Source organism: Balneola vulgaris DSM 17893, assembly GCF_000375465.1.
In the GTDB taxonomy this organism is placed as follows: domain Bacteria; phylum Bacteroidota; class Rhodothermia; order Balneolales; family Balneolaceae; genus Balneola; species Balneola vulgaris.
The window spans coordinates 725,640-745,245 of the sequence record NZ_AQXH01000001.1 but is presented as its reverse complement, the minus strand read 5'-3'; the positions used below and the strand labels follow the sequence as shown (position 1 = coordinate 745,245).

18 protein-coding genes are annotated in these 19,606 nt (G+C 39.6%); 8 read left to right on the top strand and 10 right to left on the bottom strand.

What is annotated here, in order from left to right; all coding sequences use genetic code 11:
• Nucleotides 1-64 precede the first annotated feature (64 nt).
• Complete coding sequence (locus tag B155_RS0103255) at nt 65-775, bottom strand: ABC transporter ATP-binding protein (RefSeq protein ID WP_018126814.1); 711 nt, start codon at nt 773-775, stop codon at nt 65-67.
• Between the two features lie 148 nt (nt 776-923).
• Between B155_RS0103255 and B155_RS0103250 the strand changes: the two genes are divergently transcribed.
• Nucleotides 924-1,541 (top strand): arylesterase, encoded by a 618-nt coding sequence (locus tag B155_RS0103250; RefSeq protein ID WP_018126813.1) that lies wholly within the window; start codon nt 924-926, stop codon nt 1,539-1,541.
• Nucleotides 1,542-1,615: 74 nt separating this feature from the next.
• Here the strand turns inward: B155_RS0103250 and B155_RS0103245 are convergent, their stop codons facing one another.
• Nucleotides 1,616-2,302 carry an SIMPL domain-containing protein gene (locus tag B155_RS0103245; protein ID WP_040368036.1) on the bottom strand — a complete coding sequence of 229 codons (687 nt, stop codon included), beginning with the start codon at nt 2,300-2,302 and terminating at the stop codon, nt 1,616-1,618.
• 52 nt (nt 2,303-2,354) lie between these two features.
• Nucleotides 2,355-3,035, bottom strand: coding sequence for an SGNH/GDSL hydrolase family protein (locus B155_RS0103240; RefSeq protein WP_018126811.1), 681 nt, complete (start codon nt 3,033-3,035; stop codon nt 2,355-2,357).
• Between the two features lie 240 nt (nt 3,036-3,275).
• On the opposite strand from B155_RS0103240, the gene B155_RS0103235 reads away from it, so the two are divergent.
• From B155_RS0103235 to dnaJ, 4 genes are all read left to right on the top strand, one after another.
• Nucleotides 3,276-6,167: a TonB-dependent receptor gene (locus B155_RS0103235; protein WP_240386238.1), complete on the top strand. Its 2,892-nt coding sequence runs from the start codon at nt 3,276-3,278 to the stop codon at nt 6,165-6,167.
• A gap of 14 nt (nt 6,168-6,181) precedes the next feature.
• Nucleotides 6,182-7,699, top strand: coding sequence for an SGNH/GDSL hydrolase family protein (locus B155_RS12865; protein WP_018126809.1), 1,518 nt, complete (start codon nt 6,182-6,184; stop codon nt 7,697-7,699).
• Between the two features lie 156 nt (nt 7,700-7,855).
• Nucleotides 7,856-8,425, top strand: a complete 570-nt coding sequence (locus B155_RS0103225; protein ID WP_018126808.1) for a nucleotide exchange factor GrpE — start codon at nt 7,856-7,858, stop codon at nt 8,423-8,425.
• Between the two features lie 3 nt (nt 8,426-8,428).
• Nucleotides 8,429-9,604: a molecular chaperone DnaJ gene (gene dnaJ / locus B155_RS0103220; RefSeq protein WP_018126807.1), complete on the top strand. Its 1,176-nt coding sequence runs from the start codon at nt 8,429-8,431 to the stop codon at nt 9,602-9,604.
• 73 nt (nt 9,605-9,677) lie between these two features.
• On the opposite strand, the gene B155_RS0103215 is transcribed toward dnaJ, so the two are convergent.
• The 4 genes from B155_RS0103215 to B155_RS0103200 form a co-directional block, all read right to left on the bottom strand.
• Nucleotides 9,678-9,998 carry a heavy metal-binding domain-containing protein gene (locus B155_RS0103215; RefSeq protein WP_026167165.1) on the bottom strand — a complete coding sequence of 107 codons (321 nt, stop codon included), beginning with the start codon at nt 9,996-9,998 and terminating at the stop codon, nt 9,678-9,680.
• Nucleotides 9,999-10,180: 182 nt separating this feature from the next.
• Nucleotides 10,181-10,441, bottom strand: a complete 261-nt coding sequence (locus B155_RS0103210; RefSeq protein ID WP_018126805.1) for an RNA recognition motif domain-containing protein — start codon at nt 10,439-10,441, stop codon at nt 10,181-10,183.
• 199 nt (nt 10,442-10,640) lie between these two features.
• Nucleotides 10,641-11,126 carry a 5-(carboxyamino)imidazole ribonucleotide mutase gene (gene purE / locus B155_RS0103205; RefSeq protein WP_018126804.1) on the bottom strand — a complete coding sequence of 162 codons (486 nt, stop codon included), beginning with the start codon at nt 11,124-11,126 and terminating at the stop codon, nt 10,641-10,643.
• 49 nt (nt 11,127-11,175) lie between these two features.
• On the bottom strand, nt 11,176-12,336 hold the full coding sequence (locus B155_RS0103200) for a 5-(carboxyamino)imidazole ribonucleotide synthase (protein ID WP_018126803.1): 1,161 nt from the start codon (nt 12,334-12,336) through the stop codon (nt 11,176-11,178).
• A gap of 160 nt (nt 12,337-12,496) precedes the next feature.
• Between B155_RS0103200 and prfA the strand changes: the two genes are divergently transcribed.
• Nucleotides 12,497-13,576, top strand: a complete 1,080-nt coding sequence (gene prfA, locus B155_RS0103190; protein WP_018126801.1) for a peptide chain release factor 1 — start codon at nt 12,497-12,499, stop codon at nt 13,574-13,576.
• Nucleotides 13,577-13,579: 3 nt separating this feature from the next.
• Here the strand turns inward: prfA and B155_RS12860 are convergent, their stop codons facing one another.
• The 3 genes from B155_RS12860 to pckA all read right to left on the bottom strand — a co-directional run bounded on the left by B155_RS12860 (nt 13,580) and on the right by pckA (nt 17,401).
• On the bottom strand, nt 13,580-14,659 hold the full coding sequence (locus B155_RS12860; protein ID WP_018126800.1) for a family 10 glycosylhydrolase: 1,080 nt from the start codon (nt 14,657-14,659) through the stop codon (nt 13,580-13,582).
• On the bottom strand, nt 14,652-15,644 hold the full coding sequence (locus B155_RS12855) for a carbohydrate-binding family 9-like protein (protein ID WP_051069958.1): 993 nt from the start codon (nt 15,642-15,644) through the stop codon (nt 14,652-14,654). The genes B155_RS12860 and B155_RS12855 overlap by 8 nt, the downstream gene beginning before the upstream one ends.
• Before the next feature lie 149 nt (nt 15,645-15,793).
• Nucleotides 15,794-17,401: a phosphoenolpyruvate carboxykinase (ATP) gene (pckA, locus tag B155_RS0103175; RefSeq protein ID WP_018126798.1), complete on the bottom strand. Its 1,608-nt coding sequence runs from the start codon at nt 17,399-17,401 to the stop codon at nt 15,794-15,796.
• Nucleotides 17,402-17,628: 227 nt separating this feature from the next.
• On the opposite strand from pckA, the gene B155_RS0103170 reads away from it, so the two are divergent.
• Nucleotides 17,629-18,507 carry a carbon-nitrogen hydrolase gene (locus tag B155_RS0103170; protein WP_018126797.1) on the top strand — a complete coding sequence of 293 codons (879 nt, stop codon included), beginning with the start codon at nt 17,629-17,631 and terminating at the stop codon, nt 18,505-18,507.
• A 23-nt stretch (nt 18,508-18,530) separates the two neighbouring features.
• Nucleotides 18,531-19,553 carry an agmatine deiminase family protein gene (locus tag B155_RS0103165; RefSeq protein WP_018126796.1) on the top strand — a complete coding sequence of 341 codons (1,023 nt, stop codon included), beginning with the start codon at nt 18,531-18,533 and terminating at the stop codon, nt 19,551-19,553.
• Nucleotides 19,554-19,606: the final 53 nt, after the last annotated feature.

Below are 19,606 nucleotides of genomic sequence, written 5' to 3'. Positions count from 1 at the left end.
AATAACTTTCGGCGATTAGAGCGTGAATCTCGCCACGCCATTTTGAAGATCCAACTCAGTTTATTCACGCTACATCCACCGTTTCTACTTCATTCATAAAGTCTGCTTCAATACAACCATTTTTGATTTTTATCACGCGGTCGCATTTTGCGGAAAGCTCCATATCGTGCGTAACTAGGATGAGTGTGGTTCCTTCTTGCTTGTTCAAATTGAAGATCAAATTTTCAATATGCTCCCCAGTTTCGGTATCTAAGTTACCAGTAGGTTCATCGGCAAAAAGAATTTTGGGCTTATTGATGAATGCACGAGCAACAGCTACACGTTGTTGTTCACCACCTGATAATTGATTGGGGTAATGGTGAACGCGATCACCTAAGCCAACCTCAGTGAGTAACTCAATGGCTCTTTCTCGTACTTGCTTGGTGGCTTCGCCTCTAAGTTCAAGAGGAACCATAACATTTTCTAAAGCAGTAAGGGTAGGCACTAGTTGGAAAGTCTGAAATACAAAACCTACGTGTTTATTTCTTACTTCGGCTCGCTCATCTTCGCTAAGTGGATTTAAATGAATTCCATTTAAGAATACATCTCCTGAAGTTGGACGATCAAGCCCCGCCGTTAATCCCAATAAAGTTGTTTTTCCACTACCAGAAGGGCCCACAATTGCGCAGGTGATACCTTCGGGGATATCAAAAGTTGAATCGTTAACTACGGTAAGTGTTTTTGAACCACTTTTAAACGTTCTGAATAGGTTTTTTACTTGAAGTATATGAGACACAATGAAAGATCTTTATTTTAGTTGAAACCTGAACACTTTGATAGTGAACTTTAATTCCGGAATTAATAAAAAGGTTGCTACGTTAGCATTGCAATATTGTTCACAACAAATAGCATATTTTTACCAAACCCTATTATCGATAAAGAGAATGAAATTATTTGTACTACTAATCTTCTCATTTTTTATTACCAACAATATCCATGCTCAAGATACTAAGACCATTTTATTTTTTGGAGATAGTATCACTGCTGGATATGGATTGGAGCAGTCGGAAGCTTTCCCAGCTCATATTCAATCTAAAATTGATGAACTCGGATTAGAGTATAAGGTGATTAACGGAGGGTTAAGTGGGGAGACTTCAGCGGGAGGTCTTCGAAGAATTAACTGGGTGCTGCAACGACCAATTGATGTAATGATTTTGGAGTTAGGCGGTAATGATGGGTTAAGGGGAATTGATTTGTCTGATACTCGTAAGAACCTTCAAGGCATCATTGATAAAGCCCAAGCTAAGTATCCATCAATTCAAATAATTATTGCAGGGATGCAGGTACCACCTAACTTGGGGATTGAATACACGAAGGATTTTTCGAACCTATATGTGGAATTGGCCCAGCAAAATGAGCTTCCTTTAATACCTTTTATTCTTGAACAGGTAGGGGGTAAAGAAGATTTAAATCTCCCTGATGGTATTCACCCAAATGCAGAAGGACATAAACTTGTTGCTGAAACAGTTTGGGAATATTTGTATCCGGTTTTAAAGAAATAAGACAGATGTACGCATAAAAAAAGCCTCGTAACAATAGAGCTACGAGGCTTTTTTTTATATGAACTAAAGTTCCGTTAATTAATAGAGTACACTATCGAGATATTCGCCGATACTGATACCATTTGTGAGAAGTCCATCATATCAGGGGCACCACTCATCATTTTAGTTTCCATATCTGCAAATCGAGGCGTACCAATTTGGTAGTCAGAGTAATTGATTTGTGTGATGGTACCCAGCTTAACACCAGAAGCATCTGCAATGGTTTGAGCCTTTTCTTTAGCGGCATCAATGGCTTTGGCCAATGCACGCTCTTTGCCTTCCTCTAGCATCGATGAGGTGAACTTACCATTAAAGGAATCGAATCCATTTTCGATTAGGGTCACTTGAATGGTTTCATAAATATCGAAATCCGAAAAAGTTACCGTTACCGACTGTGATGTTTGGGAAGTCTTATTTTTATCACGATACATTTTGTTAATTCGAATGGGCTGAAACTGAATTTCTTTTTCCTCGATATCGAATTTAGATAGTAATCCTGCTAGTACTTCTTCTCGTTGTTTATGAATGCGATAAGCTTCTTGAGGACTGTTTCCCTCAGCATTAATATTGATATTAAATACAATTAAATCGGCTTCCACTAACTCATTCGAGGTCATATTAATGGAAATAGTTTTGCCATTATTAGTGAGGTTTTGTGCATGAGACGCACATCCAAAAAGTGTAATTAAAAGGGTTAGTGAGACAAAAATTCGTGACAACATAACGTTTGTTTTTAAGGGTTTACTTTTTAACTCTAACTCAAGAATTATGTTTCTAGTATTCTGAAATCTTCGATTTTACAATCGGTAAAATTTCTTCAACCCATAATGTGTATTGCTTTTCAGATGGGTGTAATTCATCTGAGGCTATTAATGTGGAGTCGGTTTTGGCACCTTCACTAATGGGTGTGATGTTAATAAAAGGGATGTTGTACTCGAAGGCTATTTCAGCGGCCATTGCATCGTATGCAAGTAATTCCGTGCGAATTTGTTCTTCTCCTTTTTGCATCCCAAATGGAGTTACTCCATAATTAGGGATAGAGACCACGAATACCTTAGTAGCGTCTCCTCCAGCAAATTCTATGCTTTGTTCAATAAGCGCTCTAAACTCTTCTCTATAAATCTCTATATCATACCCTCTGTATTGATTATTCACTCCAATCAATAAAGACACTAAATCATAAGGAGGGGCTAATTCAACTTCATCAATGCCTTTTTGTAACTCATTGGTGGTCCATCCCGTTGTAGCTACGATGGTTGGTTTATTCATTTCAATATCATGAGATTGCAAGGAATCAACTAATTGTACAGGCCATCTTCCATTTTCAGGAACGGCTTCTCCTATTGTGTAGGAATCGCCCAAAGCTAGATATTTTAATGGTTGTTCTTGTGGCTTTGTACATGCTAAATTGTAAACAAGAACTATTAATAAAAGGACAAGTTTTTTTGATTTCATTGATCAGGTTGGATTATAGATTTGACACTAAACTAATCATATAATTTTTAAACGTTATTATCTAAGTACCAAAATCATATTTAGATCAATAATATTTTACCAATCCTTCTTGCATTATCGGTTAAACAGATGTTTCTTTGCTAGAACAACAAATTGAGATATACTGTTGTTTACGTGCTCTGGAAGGCGCAAATCAAGAGGTCAAAAAGACTATAACATAAATAAATCAGGATTAGAATTATGAGTAAATCGATACGATGTATACTTGCTTTAAGTATGACTCTATTATTTACATACGCCGCTCAGGCATATGCATCTATCCCATCTACAGAGGCGGTCACAGAAGTGTCTGGTCAAGTAACGGATGCTGAAGGTGAACCACTCGCAGGTGTGAATATTCGAGTAAAAAATAAATTAATAGGAACTGCAACCGATCCAGATGGCCGGTTTAGCTTAACTATTAAACAAGATCCACCACTTACCTTAGTATTTACAATAGTAGGGTTTCAGTCGCAGGAACTTGAAATAACAAATTCAAATACTACCGATATCATTGTTCGCTTAAACGAGCAAACGATTTTAGGAGAAGAGGTTGTAATTTCAGCTTCTCGTGTAGAACAAAGTATTTTAAAATCGCCCGTATCGATTGAAAAACTAGATATTCTTGAAATTCAAAACTCAGCATCTACCAACTTTTATGATGCTATCTCGAATTTAAAAGGGGTTGATTTCAGTACTCAGAGTTTAACTTTCAAGTCGATTAACACACGTGGTTTCGGTTCTAACGGTAACACACGTTTTGTTCAACTCATTGATGGTATTGACAACCAAGCTCCAGGTTTAAACTTCGCCGTTGGTAACATTGTAGGTATCTCAGAATTAGACCTTGAAGGAGCTGAATTAATTCCGGGTGCGGCTTCAGCACTATATGGACCAAACGCATTAAATGGTATTTTACTGATGAACAGTAAGAGTCCATTTGAATATGAAGGACTTTCATTCAACACCAAATTGGGTGTAAATCATGTAGATAGCCAAGTTGAAGACCCATCATTGTATCAATCATATGATTTAAGATATGCGAACGCAGTAAACAACAAGTTTGCATATAAATTCACTGCTTCCTATTTGAAAGCTCAAGATTTCGTGGCACAAGATTCTCGCGATCAAAGTTTTGTAGCAGGTGTTGTTGAACGTGGTGCTACCGAAAGAAATGGTGCTCGAGTTTACAATGGTGTAAACATTTACGGTGATGATGTATTCACGTTAGGCGGTATTGCAGATGGTGTTATTGCAGCTGGAAATGATCCAAATGCCACTCCAGAAGAGCAAGCTCAAGCTGCGCAAGTTTCTGCATTAAGAAGTCTAATACCAGATGGCCGTGATGGCGCTTTTTCGGCTCCTGGTTTTGCTGAGAGCTCTTTTGTAGATAACACTACAGAAAGTTTAAAGCTTGGAGCGGCATTGCATTACCGTATAAATGATAGTTATGAGATTCTAGCTCAATACAATACTGGATTCGGTAGTACAGTGTATACAGCCAACGACCGTTTTGTATTGGATGACTTCAATATTTGGACTGCTAAGTTGGAATTACGTAATCCGAATTTCTTCCTACGTGGTTATACCACTCAAGAAGATGCAGGAGATTCTTACGCAGCCAATACGGTAGCAACTCGTATTAACCAAGTAGCTTACCTAACTCCGTACTTCCAAACATTCTTAAATGCACGTTCACAAGGTGCTTCTGTTGAGCAAGCTCATGCATCGGCACAGCAATCGGCTACTGCAAACCAACAAGATTACTTGCCAGGTACACAGAATTTCAAAAATCTAGAGAAACAACTGCGCGCTACGTCGATCGCTGATGGTGGTGCTCGTTTCCTTGATAAATCGGACATGTACCACGTAGAAGGTCTTTACAACTTCTCAAATGTAATCGACCCACAGACTTTAGAGCTCATTGGTGGCGCTAACTACCGTCAATACGCATTGAACTCTGAAGCGACTCTATTCGCACTAAACAATTCAGGCGATGAGTATAAGATTAATGAGTGGGGCGCTTACTTACAGGGTTCTAAAAACCTTATGGATGATAAATTAAATTTATCAGCTTCTGTTCGTTATGATAAAAACGAATACTTCGATGGTCAGTTCTCTCCAAGAGTAGCAGCTATTTATACCGTTGGCGACCGTCATAACTTCCGTGTTTCTTATCAGAATGGATTTAGAATGCCAACTACTCAAGATCAGTTCATTCAACTTGATGTAGTAACTCGATTGCTAATTGGTAGTAACAAAGACTTAGTAGATCGTTATAGATTCGAAACTAATACTGTGTACCAAGCACAAAGTGTTGCGGCAGCTCGTCAAATCGCTAACAATGGCGGTACCGATGCTGAAGCCAGAGCAGTACTAGTACCTATTGAATTTGATGACTTCAAAACTGAGAAAATTAGTACTTATGAAGTGGGTTACAAAGCATTAGTAACGGATCGTCTATTTGTAGATGCTTACTATTACTACAGTGTGTATAAAGATTTCATCGCTGAGATTCAGTTCGTTCAAGGGGTACCAAATGGTTTAACCAATGATCCTGGTTCTTTTGATGCGGATAGTGACTCAGGTAAAGACCAGATCATTAACGGCGGTGTTCCAACTCAGGAATACGGATTCGATGTAAATGCCGATGGTAATGTTGAATCACAAGGATTTGGTGTAAGCCTAGAGTATTCACTAGATGGTGGATATAAAGTAGGTGGTAACGCTTCTTACAACGACTTAATCAGTGAAAAAGATTTGATTAAGCAAGGATTCAGAGCAAGTTATAACACTCCAAAATGGAGATATAACGTTCGCCTAGAAAACAGAAATGTGATCGAAAATGTTGGATTTAACATGGTATACAGATGGCAAGATGCTTACTTCTGGGATTCGTCATTTGGTGCCGGAGTAGTTCCAGCGTATGGTACTCTTGATGCTCAAGTGAGCTATAAGATTCCATCTGCTAAGACCATTCTAAAAATTGGTGGTAGTAATGTTCTTAATGAACGATACACGACTTCATTCGGTAACCCAAAAATGGGTGCTATTTACTACTTCTCTCTAACTTTTGATCAATTCTTGAACTAAGGAAGGCAAATACCATGAATAAATTAAATAAAAGCATATTAGTATTACTTACGGCTGGCTTTTTTGCTATGTCGTGTGAAGGAATTGAAGATTCTTTAGTTGATGATAGACTCGAAGAAAATCCACAGCCCACACCAGAAGAGTATACTTCTGGAGATGCTGACTTTAGCACATACGTTGCCATTGGTAACTCACTTGCAGCAGGGTATATGGATGCAGCTCTATATAACAATGGGCAAAACAACTCGATTCCTAATTTAATAGCAGCAGAACTTTCTGCGGCTGTAGATGGTGGACTTACATTTAATCAACCAAGTATTAATTCAGTAAATGGATTTAATACGGCAGTAAGTCCAAACCCAGATGGAAACACTATCTTTGGACGCTTTAAGTTAGATACCAGTATTCCGGGTCCTTCTCCAACAATAAACGGTGAAGTGCCAACAGCATATACGGGTCCAGCGGTTCATAACTTTGGTGTGCCAGGCGTAACCGTTGGCGACTTATTAGTAGCGAGCAGCCCAAACCCAGCATTAAGCACCTTCTATTATAGATTTGCTTCAGATCCTGGTACTTCAACAATCATTGGTGATGCGGCAGCAGCACAACCTACCTTTTTCACTTTGTGGATTGGTAACAATGATGTGTTAGGGTACGCAGCTGGCGGTGCTTCAAATTCAAGTTTGTTGACTTCTACAACTGATTTTGAGACTCGTTTTAATGCGGTAATCAACACCATGATGGCGAATACAACGGCTGATGGTGTAGTTACGAATATCCCGCCACTATTAGGCGCAGCGTACTTCCGTGCGGTTCCATATAACGCTATCCCATTAGATGCTCAAACTGCTGCAGCTTTAAATGCAGGTTATGAAGACTACAACAACGGACTTGAGCAAGCTAGACAAGCAGGTTTCATTGATCAAGCAGAAAAAGACAGACGAACTATTACTTTTGCTGCAGGAGCGAATGCATTTGTGATGGAAGATGAAACACTAACAGATCTTAGTGCATTAGGTTTACCAAATCTTCGTCAATCAGAATCTACTGATCTAGCTATCCTTTCTTTAGGAGCTATATTAGGGGTAGATTTAGGTGATGGCGCGTACGGTTTACAAGATGCAGTGGAAGATCAATATGTGTTGATTGTAGAGGAGCAAGTTGAAATCGAAACAGCTCGTCAAACTTTCAATGGCATTATTGCAGCCGCAGTTAGTGCAAACAGTGATCGTTTAGTTTTACATGATACGAATGCAGCTACAGGTGCTTTTGCAGATTTATTTGGTATCAGCGACCAAGAAGTAGGAATTACTATTGATGGTGTTGACCTAACTGCCGATTTCGCACCAAGTGGAGTACTATCAACTGATGGTATCCATCCAAATCCAAGAGGTAACGGTATTTTAGCAAACGAAATTATTGCTACGATCGAAGCCAAATGGGGTGCTAAGCTTCCTAGAGTTAATGTTTTAGGATTGCCTAGTGTTACAGTTTGTGGTATTGGCGATTGCGCTAGTGAGCAATCACAGTAAAATCAAATACACAATTTTTACTAAGGAAGCCTCGTCAGAAATGACGAGGCTTTTTTTATTTAAATCCGAAAGAATGTCACGCTCAATATTCCATATCTTTGGTGGCATTATATTTGCTGAAACAAAGTGAATTAAAAAATTTGAAGAACTACATCAATGAGCGAAAAGAATCAGGACGAATTATTAGAAAAAGAAGACCAGCAAGTTTCCAACGAAGAAATGGAAGCGAATGAAGCGGTATCTACTTCTGAAGATGAGAAGGATGAAAAAGATCTACGTATTGAAGAACTAGAAAAAGAGCTTGCTGCAGCTAGAGATTCAATGTTGCGAAAAGCAGCGGAGTTGGAAAATGTTCGCAAAAGAGTTCAGAAGGAAAGGTTTACACTAAGAGAACAAGTGAAAGCTGAAGCACTGGAAGATTTCTTACCACTCAATGATGATTTATTAAGAACCCTAGATGCCAGTAAAGAAGCCAATATTGAGAAAAGTTTCTTAGAAGGGGTTGAAATGGTTTCCAATAAATTCGGAGATATCCTCGCTAAGTATGGCGTTGATAAAATCGATGAAACAGGTGTTCCATTTGACGTGAACCTCCACGATGCTTTATTACGCCAACCTGCACCTGATGACGACACGCCAGCTGATACCGTTCTACAAGTGTTAGAACGCGGTTACAAAATGGGCGAGCGTACGATTAAGCATGCAAAAGTTATAGTGAGTCAATAAATCATGACAAATAGAGATTATTACGAAATACTAGGCGTATCAAAAGATTCTTCGGATGCAGAGATAAAGAAAGCTTATCGCAAGAAAGCGATGAAATTTCATCCTGACCGAAATAAAGGGGATGCCGAAGCCGAAAAGAAATTCAAAGAAGCCTCAGAAGCCTATGAAGTACTAAGAGACCCGCAAAAGCGTGCTAGGTATGACCAGTATGGCCATGCAGGAGTTAACGGCGGAAACGGCGGATTTGGAGGCGGTGGCGTCGACTTCGACGGAATGGGCTTTGAAGACATCTTCAGTCGCTTCGGTGATATTTTTGGAAGTAGTTTCTTTGGTGAACAATCGTTCGGAGGGCAAGGTCGCTCAAGAGGACGTCGCCAACCAGGTACACCAGGTTCTGATATGAAAATCAGAATGCCCCTAGATCTAGATGAGATTGCTTTTGGAACAGAGAAGAAACTGAAAATTAAAAAACAGATTCTTTGTGACCAATGTGAAGGTACAGGTGCGGAAACAGATTCAGATTTTGAGACCTGTGGAACCTGTAATGGAATGGGAGAAGTTCGCCAGATTACTCGTACAATGTTAGGGCAAATGGTGAATGTTCAACCTTGTCCAACATGCCAAGGCGATGGCCGCATCATCAAGAACAAATGTTCTAAATGTAGTGGTGAAGGGCGTGTTAACGGGGAAGAAACTGTTAAAATTAATATTCCTTCTGGCGTATCAAACGGAAATTATATCACGCTTCGTGGCCAAGGGAATGCTGGTAGAAGAGGTGGCCAAGCAGGCGACTTAATTGTTCTTATTGAAGAAAATAAGCACAAGCACTTTGATAGAGAGGGTAATAACATTTATTACAATCTAAATTTAAGTATACCGGATGCCGTTTTAGGAACCGAAGTTCAAGTTCCTACACTAAAAGGAAAAGCCAAGCTTAGAATAGAGCCGGGCACACAGCCAGGAAAGCTATTGCGTATGCGAGGCAAAGGAATAGTAGGCTTGAATAATTCTGGTACGGGTGATCAATTACTTAGAGTGAATGTATTTATGCCAACAGAGTTAAGTGATTCAGAGCGCAAAGCCATGGAAGGTTTTAGAGAATCAGCCAATTTTGATGCTATTAACATGAAAGAAGAAGAGAAAGGGTTCTTCTCTAAAATGAAGGACGTTTTTAGCTAACCATCGTTTAGTTAAATCTATTTAGAAAAAGAAAAGGGATAACATGTGTTATCCCTTTTTTTATATCCGATTGTTATTCAGCTAAAATGGCTGTTCCGCTTACACTAACCATAAGCATGCTGCCATTTGGTCCAATAGTCTCATAATCGATATCAATACCTATAATGCCTGTGGCACCCACACGGTTTGCTTTCATCTCCATTTCCTCGAATGCTAAACGACGTGCTTCTTGAAGTTCTTTTTCGTAAGCCCCAGAGCGCCCTCCAACGATATCCCTGATTCCTGCAAAAAAGTCCTTAAAAATATTTGCGCCTAAGATGGCTTCTCCCGTTACAATCCCTAAATACTTTTTTACTTGGCGTCCCTCTAACGAGTTCGTAGTCGACATAATCATATGTGTTCTCCTATCTAGATTCTAAAGTTATTTTTGGTCTGTCCCTTAAGACCCAAGCTCATACTAGAAATAGTAGAAAATGTTACTGATTTATATCATGGGCATAAAAAAACCCGAACCAAATGGCCGGGTTTTGTAAAATTCGTGTAATACAAAGTTAGACTTTGTATGATGTAAACGAACTATCTTCTTGGTCTTTCCTCTCTGGGACGCGCTTCGTTTACACGTACTGCTCTTCCGTCGATTTCTGCACCGTCTAATTGATCAATTGCTGCTTGAGCTTCTGAGTCATTATCCATTTCCACAAATCCAAAGCCCTTTGAACGGCCAGAGTATTTGTCAGTGATTACTTTTGCTGAGCTTACTGCACCGTAAGCTTCGAATACTTCACGTAGATTGTCGTCGGAAACGCCGTAGCTTAGGTTTCCTACATAAATGTTCATGTCTATTATATCTTGTTTAAATCTAAATTTTGGAATGATGGAAGAAACTCTGCGCTATGGAGCAATACACTACCTTAGTAGAGTATCAGTACCAGTCCAGTGCCAAAAGTACATTAATTAAACGGTTTACCCAATTATTTTTATAAATGGGCGCATTTAATTGTTTCAAAGGCACTATAAGCTAAAACTTAAGGCTGCTTTAAACCAGATTTTCAGTTTTAGCTCGGCTTTGATCTGCCATCTCTGCGTGGTAATCGCGAAGCATATTGGCAACTTCAGGATTATCCATGCCAATCATTCGAAGAGCCAGGAGTCCAGCGTTTTGAGCTTTTCCAATGGCTACCGTTGCAACAGGGATACCATTCGGCATTTGAACGATGCTGTATAAACTGTCGACTCCGCCAAGAGCAGAAGTTTGTATAGGTACACCAATTACAGGTAGTGTAGTATGGCTTGCAAGCATTCCTGGTAAGTGAGCTGCTCCACCTGCACCAGCTATGATAATTTTTAATCCACGCTCTCGAGCAGTTTCACCGTAGTCGGCCATATCATTAGGTGTTCTATGGGCTGATACCACTTTCTTTTCATAAGGCACATTAAAGGCATCTAAAATGTCGGTGGCTTGCTTCATGGTTGGCCAATCGCTATCACTTCCCATAACAACGCCGATTATTGGAGTACTCATAATTTTAATAGAATGTGTTTATTTCAAAATTCATTGGTGGTTCAAACTCTTAGATCTCAATAGACTTAGTAATGCTTCGAGCAGTAGTATAAGTTTCTTCTGCATTATCCCCAAGGAGGGTGAAATGCGCCATCTTACGACCTACTTTACTTTGAACTTTACCATACACGTGTAAATGTCCGTTTTCTACTTTAATAGCGTCTAGCATTTTATCCGTTTCAGCAGGTCTATTGTGTGTACCTAATAAATTGATCATCACAGCGTGAGGAGTAGTCATAGTAGAAGCCCCTAATGGCAGACCAAGTACAGCTCTCACATGGTTTTCAAATTGTGATGCTACGCAACCTTCGATGGTATAATGGCCAGAGTTGTGAGGACGAGGGGCTGATTCGTTTAAGAGAATCTCTCCGCTTTCCGTAAGGAAAAACTCAAAGGCGTAAATCCCTTTGCCATCAATGGCTTCGGTTGCTTTTACAGCAAGTTCTTGCGCTTTCTTTTGATATTTCTCCTCGATAGGCGCTGGTGAAACAACAGCCACACAAATATGATTTTCTTGAACGGTTTCACAACAAGGATATACCACAGTACCCGTTTCATTTCTGGCCACTTGCACGGCAAGCTCTTTGGTAAATGGTACAAATGCTTCAGCAAGGATATCTCGTCCCTGTGTTCCACCCAATTCCTTAAAAGCCACTTCTGCATCTTCAATAGATCGAACAGTTTTGTTGCCATATCCATCATATCCACCTTTGGAAGACTTCAATAGGTAAGGCCAGCCATGCTCGTCTCCAAAAGCAACTAGATCATCTTTGGAAGCAACCAACTTATATGGTGTTACAGGGATACCTGCATTTTCAAAGGTCTGCTTCTCAATAAGTTTATTCTCAATAAGTGCAAAACTTTGAGGAGACGGGTAAATAGGAGTACCACTTTTTTCTTGTACTTCGAGAAGTATATCCGAGCTAATAAATTCGTTTTCGAGTGTCACCACATCACACTCTTTAGCAAAAGCCACCATATCATCAACCGATTCAAATGAACCAGAGGTTGAAAATGGAGTCATAAATTGAACGGGCTCGTTTTCTGTTCGATCAGAAAACACGGCAACTTGAATGCCAAATCTAAATGCTTCAAGGCTGCTCATTCTTGCGAGTTGACCGGCGCCTAAAAAGCCGATTTTTGTAGATGCTGGTAAGGAAGTGCGAGACATTGAGTTTTCTTTTCAAAATACGAATTATGTGTAAAGTATTTGAAGAAAGTGTTAAAACCTTTGAGGCTAAATCAGAGAAATTGATTTCCTATTCATTCGTTATCTATGCGAAAGAATCCGTAGTTTCCACACTTATAAAATTACAGTATCAGCTACATTCATGGATATAGAAGCAAAGCTAAAACAGATTAAATCTCGATTTGAGGAAGTTACAACGGCAATGAGTGACCCTGCCGTTTTTGATGATCCTGCAAAATATACTGAACTCACTAAGGAGCATGGAAGCCTAAAGGAGTTGGTAGATGACTATGACAATTGGATGGATCTGAAGAGCCGCAAAGAGGGTAATGATGAGCTCATTTCTATGGATGAAGATGCTGAGATTACCGAAATGGCTAAAGAGGAGAATAAAGAAATTAAAGATGAGCTAATTAAGCTCGAAGAAGCCATTAAGATAAAACTCGTTCCTAAAGATCCGGAAGATTCAAAGAATGCTATTGTTGAAGTAAGAGCGGGAACCGGTGGCGATGAAGCCGCTATTTTTGCTGGTGATCTATTTGAGATGTATAGAAAATATGCCGACTCGCAAGGTTGGAATATGAGTCTTATGAGTCTTGCGGAATCAGAAAAAGGGGGATATAAAGAAATTGTGTTCTCGCTTGAAGGCGATGAAGTTTTCGGTAAGATGAAGTATGAGTCGGGTGTGCATCGAGTGCAGCGAGTACCGGCTACTGAAAGCCAAGGTAGAGTTCATACTTCAGCAGCTACTGTAGCTGTATTGCCAGAAGTTGAAGATGTAGATGTTCACATCAATACAGCTGATCTTCGAATTGATACTTTCAGAGCTAGTGGGGCAGGGGGGCAGCACGTAAACAAAACGGATTCTGCAATTCGAATCACCCATGAGCCTACAGGTATTGTAGTAGAATGTCAGGAAGAGCGTTCTCAGCATCAGAATAAAGAGAAGGCAATGACAATGTTGCGCTCGAAGATGTATGATATCGAATTAGAGAAGAAGGAAAAGGAACGAGCGGCAGATCGTAAAAGCCAAGTTTCTACAGGGGATAGATCAGCTAAAATTAGGACTTATAATTTTCCACAAGGCCGATTTACAGATCACCGTATTAATCTTACTCTTTATAACCTAGATAACATTATGAAGGGTGACCTAGAGGAAGCGATAGAAGCTCTTCGTGTTCAGGATAACTTGGAAAAACTCAACGAGCTATCTGAGAGCTAAGCCTTAGTTATTCAATTCAGCATTTACTTCTTGAATGATGGCCCAGTGCTCATCTTTCATGGAATTGATATCAAACAACGAGATTCCTGTTGCACCACCTGCTTTCGCTTTATAGATCGCAGTTTTTAATTCCGAAGAGGTTAGAGCCGGCACAAAAAGACCGGGTCGAATTTCATATCGCCCCTTCACTTCACGAACACCTTGTTCAGTAGCGAACTTAATCCACTCTAAGTTCTGGCGATAGAAGTTATGGTAGAGCATAGGATGTGCAATATCTAAATTCCACGAAGACCAATCTTGACGAACCATTTGTCGGCTCATTTCAGGGAATGGGAATACGGCTGCCGTTAGCATTTTTTGGTGACTATCTGCTATAGAATCCAGTTCTGCCACCAGTGTACTTACGGCGTTTAATCGGAATTGGAGCCATTCAGTGCTCAGCTCTGGATACTCCATATCCATGGGGTCTACTCCGAATAGCTCTTCAAACTCTTTTCGTGCATTTGGGTGATAACCATAATCATATTCTGGAAACTGTTTGTCTTGAACGATGTCGTATTTAGGTTGAAGATCGGCACCTAAAATAACGTCTACATAGCGAACATAATCGAGATGTACAGACTTTACTCCTTCTGCTGTAGCCACCTCTTTGATATTGTTTTTAATATGATTACGCGCGCCTTCAGAAAATGGACTTAGCCATTGGTAATAATCTACATAAGCTCGGTAATCGTATGAGTTTTGGCCATTTCTGTTTACTGCATACCACTCAGGATGTTTTGCCGCAGTAGTATCTCCAGGTCTATTCATCACCCAAACCCAGCCATGGATATTTATTCCATAATCACTCGCATACACGGCAACTTCTTCTAAGGTTTCTTTATTGGCGCCTAGGTATAAATCTGTAAGGCCATATTCACTGAATCGTTCTAACTTGGATCGCCATTCAGTTTCAGTGTCGGCAATATCGGCTCCTGTCCATGCAGCAAAATGAAAATTTTGAGGAGGCTCAGTTGTTGTGCAATTAATGCTAAAACCAAGAATAGTGATGAGTACAAAAAGAGAAATTGGAAACTTATTCATAGCGCTTAATAGTGATATTTTCGTTTTGATCAATACTCAATGAACCCTCACTAGGGTGAGAGACGACTATTTCAAAACCGGTGTGGGTGGTAAGGGTAGTTGCCGTAAATGTGATTCCTTGAACCTTAAATTTGGGTCCTCCGAAATCAGTGATATCCGAACTAAAGGAGTTATGTTCATTTCGGTAATCCAATTGCTGCTTAAACAAATGGTAGGCAAGTTGATAAGCTTCTAAGAAATCAAGATCTCTATGATCGTTTTCTGATTTAATGAACTGCATATAGGCCCAGTGCTCAGGGCGATGCATCGCTATAGCATATTGAGGTGTGTATACCCAATTATTCTCAGCTAAGAGCTTCCCGTCATCATCTAATTTTCTTTGATAGGTGTTATTTTGTATTTGATGCTGCCATTGAACCCTAGAAAAATTGACTCTCCAAAAGTCACCAACTTCAAAAGATTTTGAACGGTCAAGTTCATCTAATGCAGAAATAGGGATAGCCATTTCTAAAGTCCAACTACTGTCTATATCGGTTGGGTCGTTTAAAGTACCTTGAACATCGATACCAATTTGAGTGTCATTTACATCCCATCGGTTAGAAACAGGGCCACCAATACGATATGGACTGAGTAAAACTAATTCCCAAAGGGTACCCAAAGCGTTTACTTCAAATTCGGTATAGTACGGCTTGTACAAGTTTGGCTTTATGAAAACCTCAAAGTCGTTGTTATGAAAGATTACGGCATCTCTTTGAGTGATGTCTCCCCAAACATGAGGTTCTTCCATGTAGGCAAATACATAGAAGTAAGTATCATCCCAAAGCATTTTAATTCTGGTATCAAAATAAGGTGCGGGTTTTTCGGCTCCTTCGATATCTACAAATAGATCAGACCAATCAGCTTGGTCCCAAGCAGTATCCATTTTCCCATCAACAGTTATGGCTTGATCTGTATAGCTAATCCTATGAATAGGAGGGATAGACAAATCTAGAGTGGTTGGCTGATTACAACCGAACAAGAGTAGGAGAAGGGGTAAACAAGTAGCGTATGAATAAAGGTTTAGCACAAATATATAGATATAAAAAAAGCCCCGAACTTATGAACGGGGCTTTGAAAATAATAAAAGAAACTGATTTAGCTAACTCTTGGAGCCGCTTTCAGTAGTTCTTCACTAGCTTGGTCTTCAAACTGCTTGAAGTTCTCAACGAACATTGAAGCTAATTCACGCGCTTTTAGATCGTATTCTTCTGGGTTATTCCACGTATTTCTTGGAACTAATACTTCAGAAGGAACGCCATCAACCGCTGTAGGAACCATTACGCCAAAGTTAGCATCTTCTACATACTCAACGTTTTCAAGGTTGCCAGCGATAGCTTCGCTAAGCATACGGCGTGTATGAGTAAGCTTCATTCTTGAGCCTTCACCGTATGCACCACCAGTCCAACCAGTGTTTACTAACCATACTTGTGAGCCATGCTTACGAATTTTTTCAGCAAGTAACTCAGCATAAGCAGTTGGGTGAAGTGGCATAAATGGAGCACCAAAACAAGCAGAGAAAGTAGCTTGTGGTTCTGTTACACCACGCTCAGTACCAGCAACTTTAGCCGTGTAACCACTAATGAAGTGATACATCGCTTGCTCAGGTGTAAGCTTTGAAATAGGAGGGAGTACTCCAAAAGCATCAGCAGTTAAGAAAATGATGTTTTCTGGGTGGTTTCCAGTTCCAGTTTTACTAGCATTTGGAATGAAATTGATTGGGTAGGAGCAACGTGTGTTCTGCGTTAAGCTTACATCATCAAAATCAGGCTCTCTGTCATCATTCAAGATTACATTCTCAAGAATGGTGCCAGGCATTTTAGTGGTAGCATAAATCATCGGCTCGCCTTCTTCCGACAAGTTGATGGTTTTTGCATAACAACCACCTTCAAAATTGAAAATACCTTCGTCGCTCCATCCGTGCTCATCGTCACCGATAAGAGTTTTGTCTGGGTCGGCAGAAAGGGTTGTTTTACCAGTTCCAGAAAGACCGAAGAATACAGCAGTTTTGCCATTTTCGTCGTGGTTGGCCGAGCAGTGCATAGCCATGATGCCTTTCTTAGGAAGTAAGTAGTTCATAACTCCGAAGATTCCTTTTTTCACTTCACCAGAGTACATAGTGCCTCCGATTAGGATGATCTTCTTCTCAAAGTTACAGATAATGAAAGTACTAGATTTTGTACCATCCACAGATGGGTCTGCTTCTAAAAATGGAGCAGCTAATACAGTAAACTCAGGTTCATGGTCTACTAACTCATCGTTAGATGGACGAATAAACATGTTGTGAGCAAATAAGCCGTGGTATGCAACTTCACTAACTACGCGAACCTGTAAACGGTTATTTTTGTCGGCGCCACAAAATAGATCTTTTACAAAAAGCTCTTTGTCGCCTAAATAGTTTTGAACTTTGGTGAAGAGGTTATCAAAAACTTCTTCTGAAATGGGTTGATTAATCTCTCCCCAATCAACGTCATCGTGAATAGATGGCTGATCAACAATAAATTTATCTTTTGGAGATCTACCGGTAAATTTTCCAGTATGAACAACAAGAGCATGGTCTTTAGTTAAGAAAGCTTCACCGCGGCAAATGGCTTTCTCATAAAGCTCTGAAGGTTTCAGGTTCCAGTGTACGTTTTTGTTATTCTCTAAGCCTAAATAGTCTAATCCAACTTTACTTTTTGGGTGCTTGTCGTAGTTAGGTGTCATAACTCCTTTTGGGTGATTTTTTTGTGAAGCACCAAAGTTAATGATTTGAAGTCGAAATTTTAAGTTAAAATAGTATTTACCCTAATTTTTTGAGGCATTAATGAATCTGTAGCAATGCACATATATTATTTATGCCTGATTCATGTTTAACCTTAAATTTCATTGTTAATTTTTAAATCACATGAAAAAGGAAACCCAAAGAAACTGCATTCTTTGTAAATTTGTGTATGGAAAATAAACAACGACTCGTAAAGCTGGGTTTAATTCAAACCTACTGTGAAGATCAACCTTCAAATAATATTGAACGAGTACTCGCTCTGGTTAAAGAGGCGAGTTCACAGGGTGCACAGGTTATCTGTTTACAAGAACTATTTAATACTCCCTACTTCTGTAGAGAATATGATGAGGCTCATTTCAATTTAGCGCAGTCATTAGATAGTCAGTTTCTAGATCAGTTTGCTTCCTTAGCAAAAGAATTAAACGTTGTATTGGTGATCCCTTTTTTCGAAAAAAGAGCACAAGGTGTATATCACAATAGCGCAGTGGTGATTGATGTAGACGGTGAAAGAAAGGCCGTTTATAGAAAGTTGCACATACCCGATGATCCTGGGTTCTATGAGAAATACTATTTCACACCCGGTGACGAAGAGTCTGGTTTTCAAGTGGTAGATACGGCTTATGGTAAAATTGGGGTGCTTATCTGCTGGGATCAATGGTTCCCTGAAGCAGCTCGTATTACAGCTTTAAAAGGTGCTGAGATCATATTCTATCCAACCGCAATTGGAATGCTAAAGGGAGAATCAAGAAAGCAAAAGAAGGAATTTTCTGACGCATGGCAAATTATACAACGAAGTCATGCTATAGCGAATGGTTGTTATGTAGCGGCTGTAAATCGCGTTGGTAAGGAAAAGCAATTAAAATTCTGGGGTAAATCATTTGTGGCAGGACCTTTTGGTCAAATCATTGAAGAAGCCGGTGAAAAAGAAGAGATTCTAATAGCTGAATGCGATCTGAGTCGAATTGAGGCTCAAAGACGTGAATGGCCATTTTTGCGTGATAGAAGAATTGATCTCTATGATGGCATTACAAAACGAATTTTAGACTGAGTTAGGGAATATAGATGTATAAAATGCCTGCTGAGTGGGAAACACACTCTGGTACCCAACTTCATTGGCCTTCTAATAGAGAAACTTGGCCTGATGAGCGATTAGAGCGCGTTGAAAAAGTATATGTAGAAATCATCGAAGCCCTTACTAACTATGAGAACGTTCATTTATTCATTGAGAACGAAAAGGTTCAACAAAGAGCAGAAGCATTATTAGAAAATAGCACTACAAATTTTGATCGATTAATCATCCACCTGCAAGCAATAAATGACGTGTGGGCGAGAGACTGTGGTCCTATTTTCGTTGTAGATAGTACAACGGATTCGTTTAAAATTTTAGACTGGGAATACAATGCTTGGGGTGAAAAGTATCCACCCTTTGACAGTGACAATGCTTTGCCAGAGTATATAGCCTCAAAGTATAAGGTTGAAAGAATTGAACCGGGTATGGTATTAGAAGGTGGTTCGATTGATGTGAATGGAGCAGGTTCTGTATTAACTACTGAGTCGGTATTATTAAACCCCAATAGGAACCCTTGTTTAAGTAAGAGTGAAATCGAGGCGAAGTTGAAGCACTATTTGGGTGTTGAACAGATTATATGGTTGGGCTCGGGCTTAGCCGGCGATGATACGGATGGGCATATTGATGACATCACTCGATTTTTGAATGAAGATACCGTGCTTACAATGATATGTGAGGATGAAAATGACGTCAATTATCACGCACTCAAAAAGAACGAGGAAATATTAGAAAAGGTGGTGTTGCCAAATGGGGCTTCACTCAAAATTGAACGCTTGCCTTTGCCACAAACTAAAATTGAAGGCACCACAGTAGATGGTTCCGAATATGTGCCAGCCAGCTATGCTAATTTCTATATAGCCAATGGTTGCGTATTAGTGCCTTTATACGACAAAAATTATGATCAATTGGCTCTAGATTTATTCAAGAAATACTTTCCGAACAGAGATATTATTGGAATAGATTGTAGTGACTTAGTCTGGGGGCAAGGTTCAATTCATTGTATAACTCAACAATGGTATATCTGAGAAAAGACTAATATATAAGAGTATACTTTAATATCTTTACCAACTTTAATAAT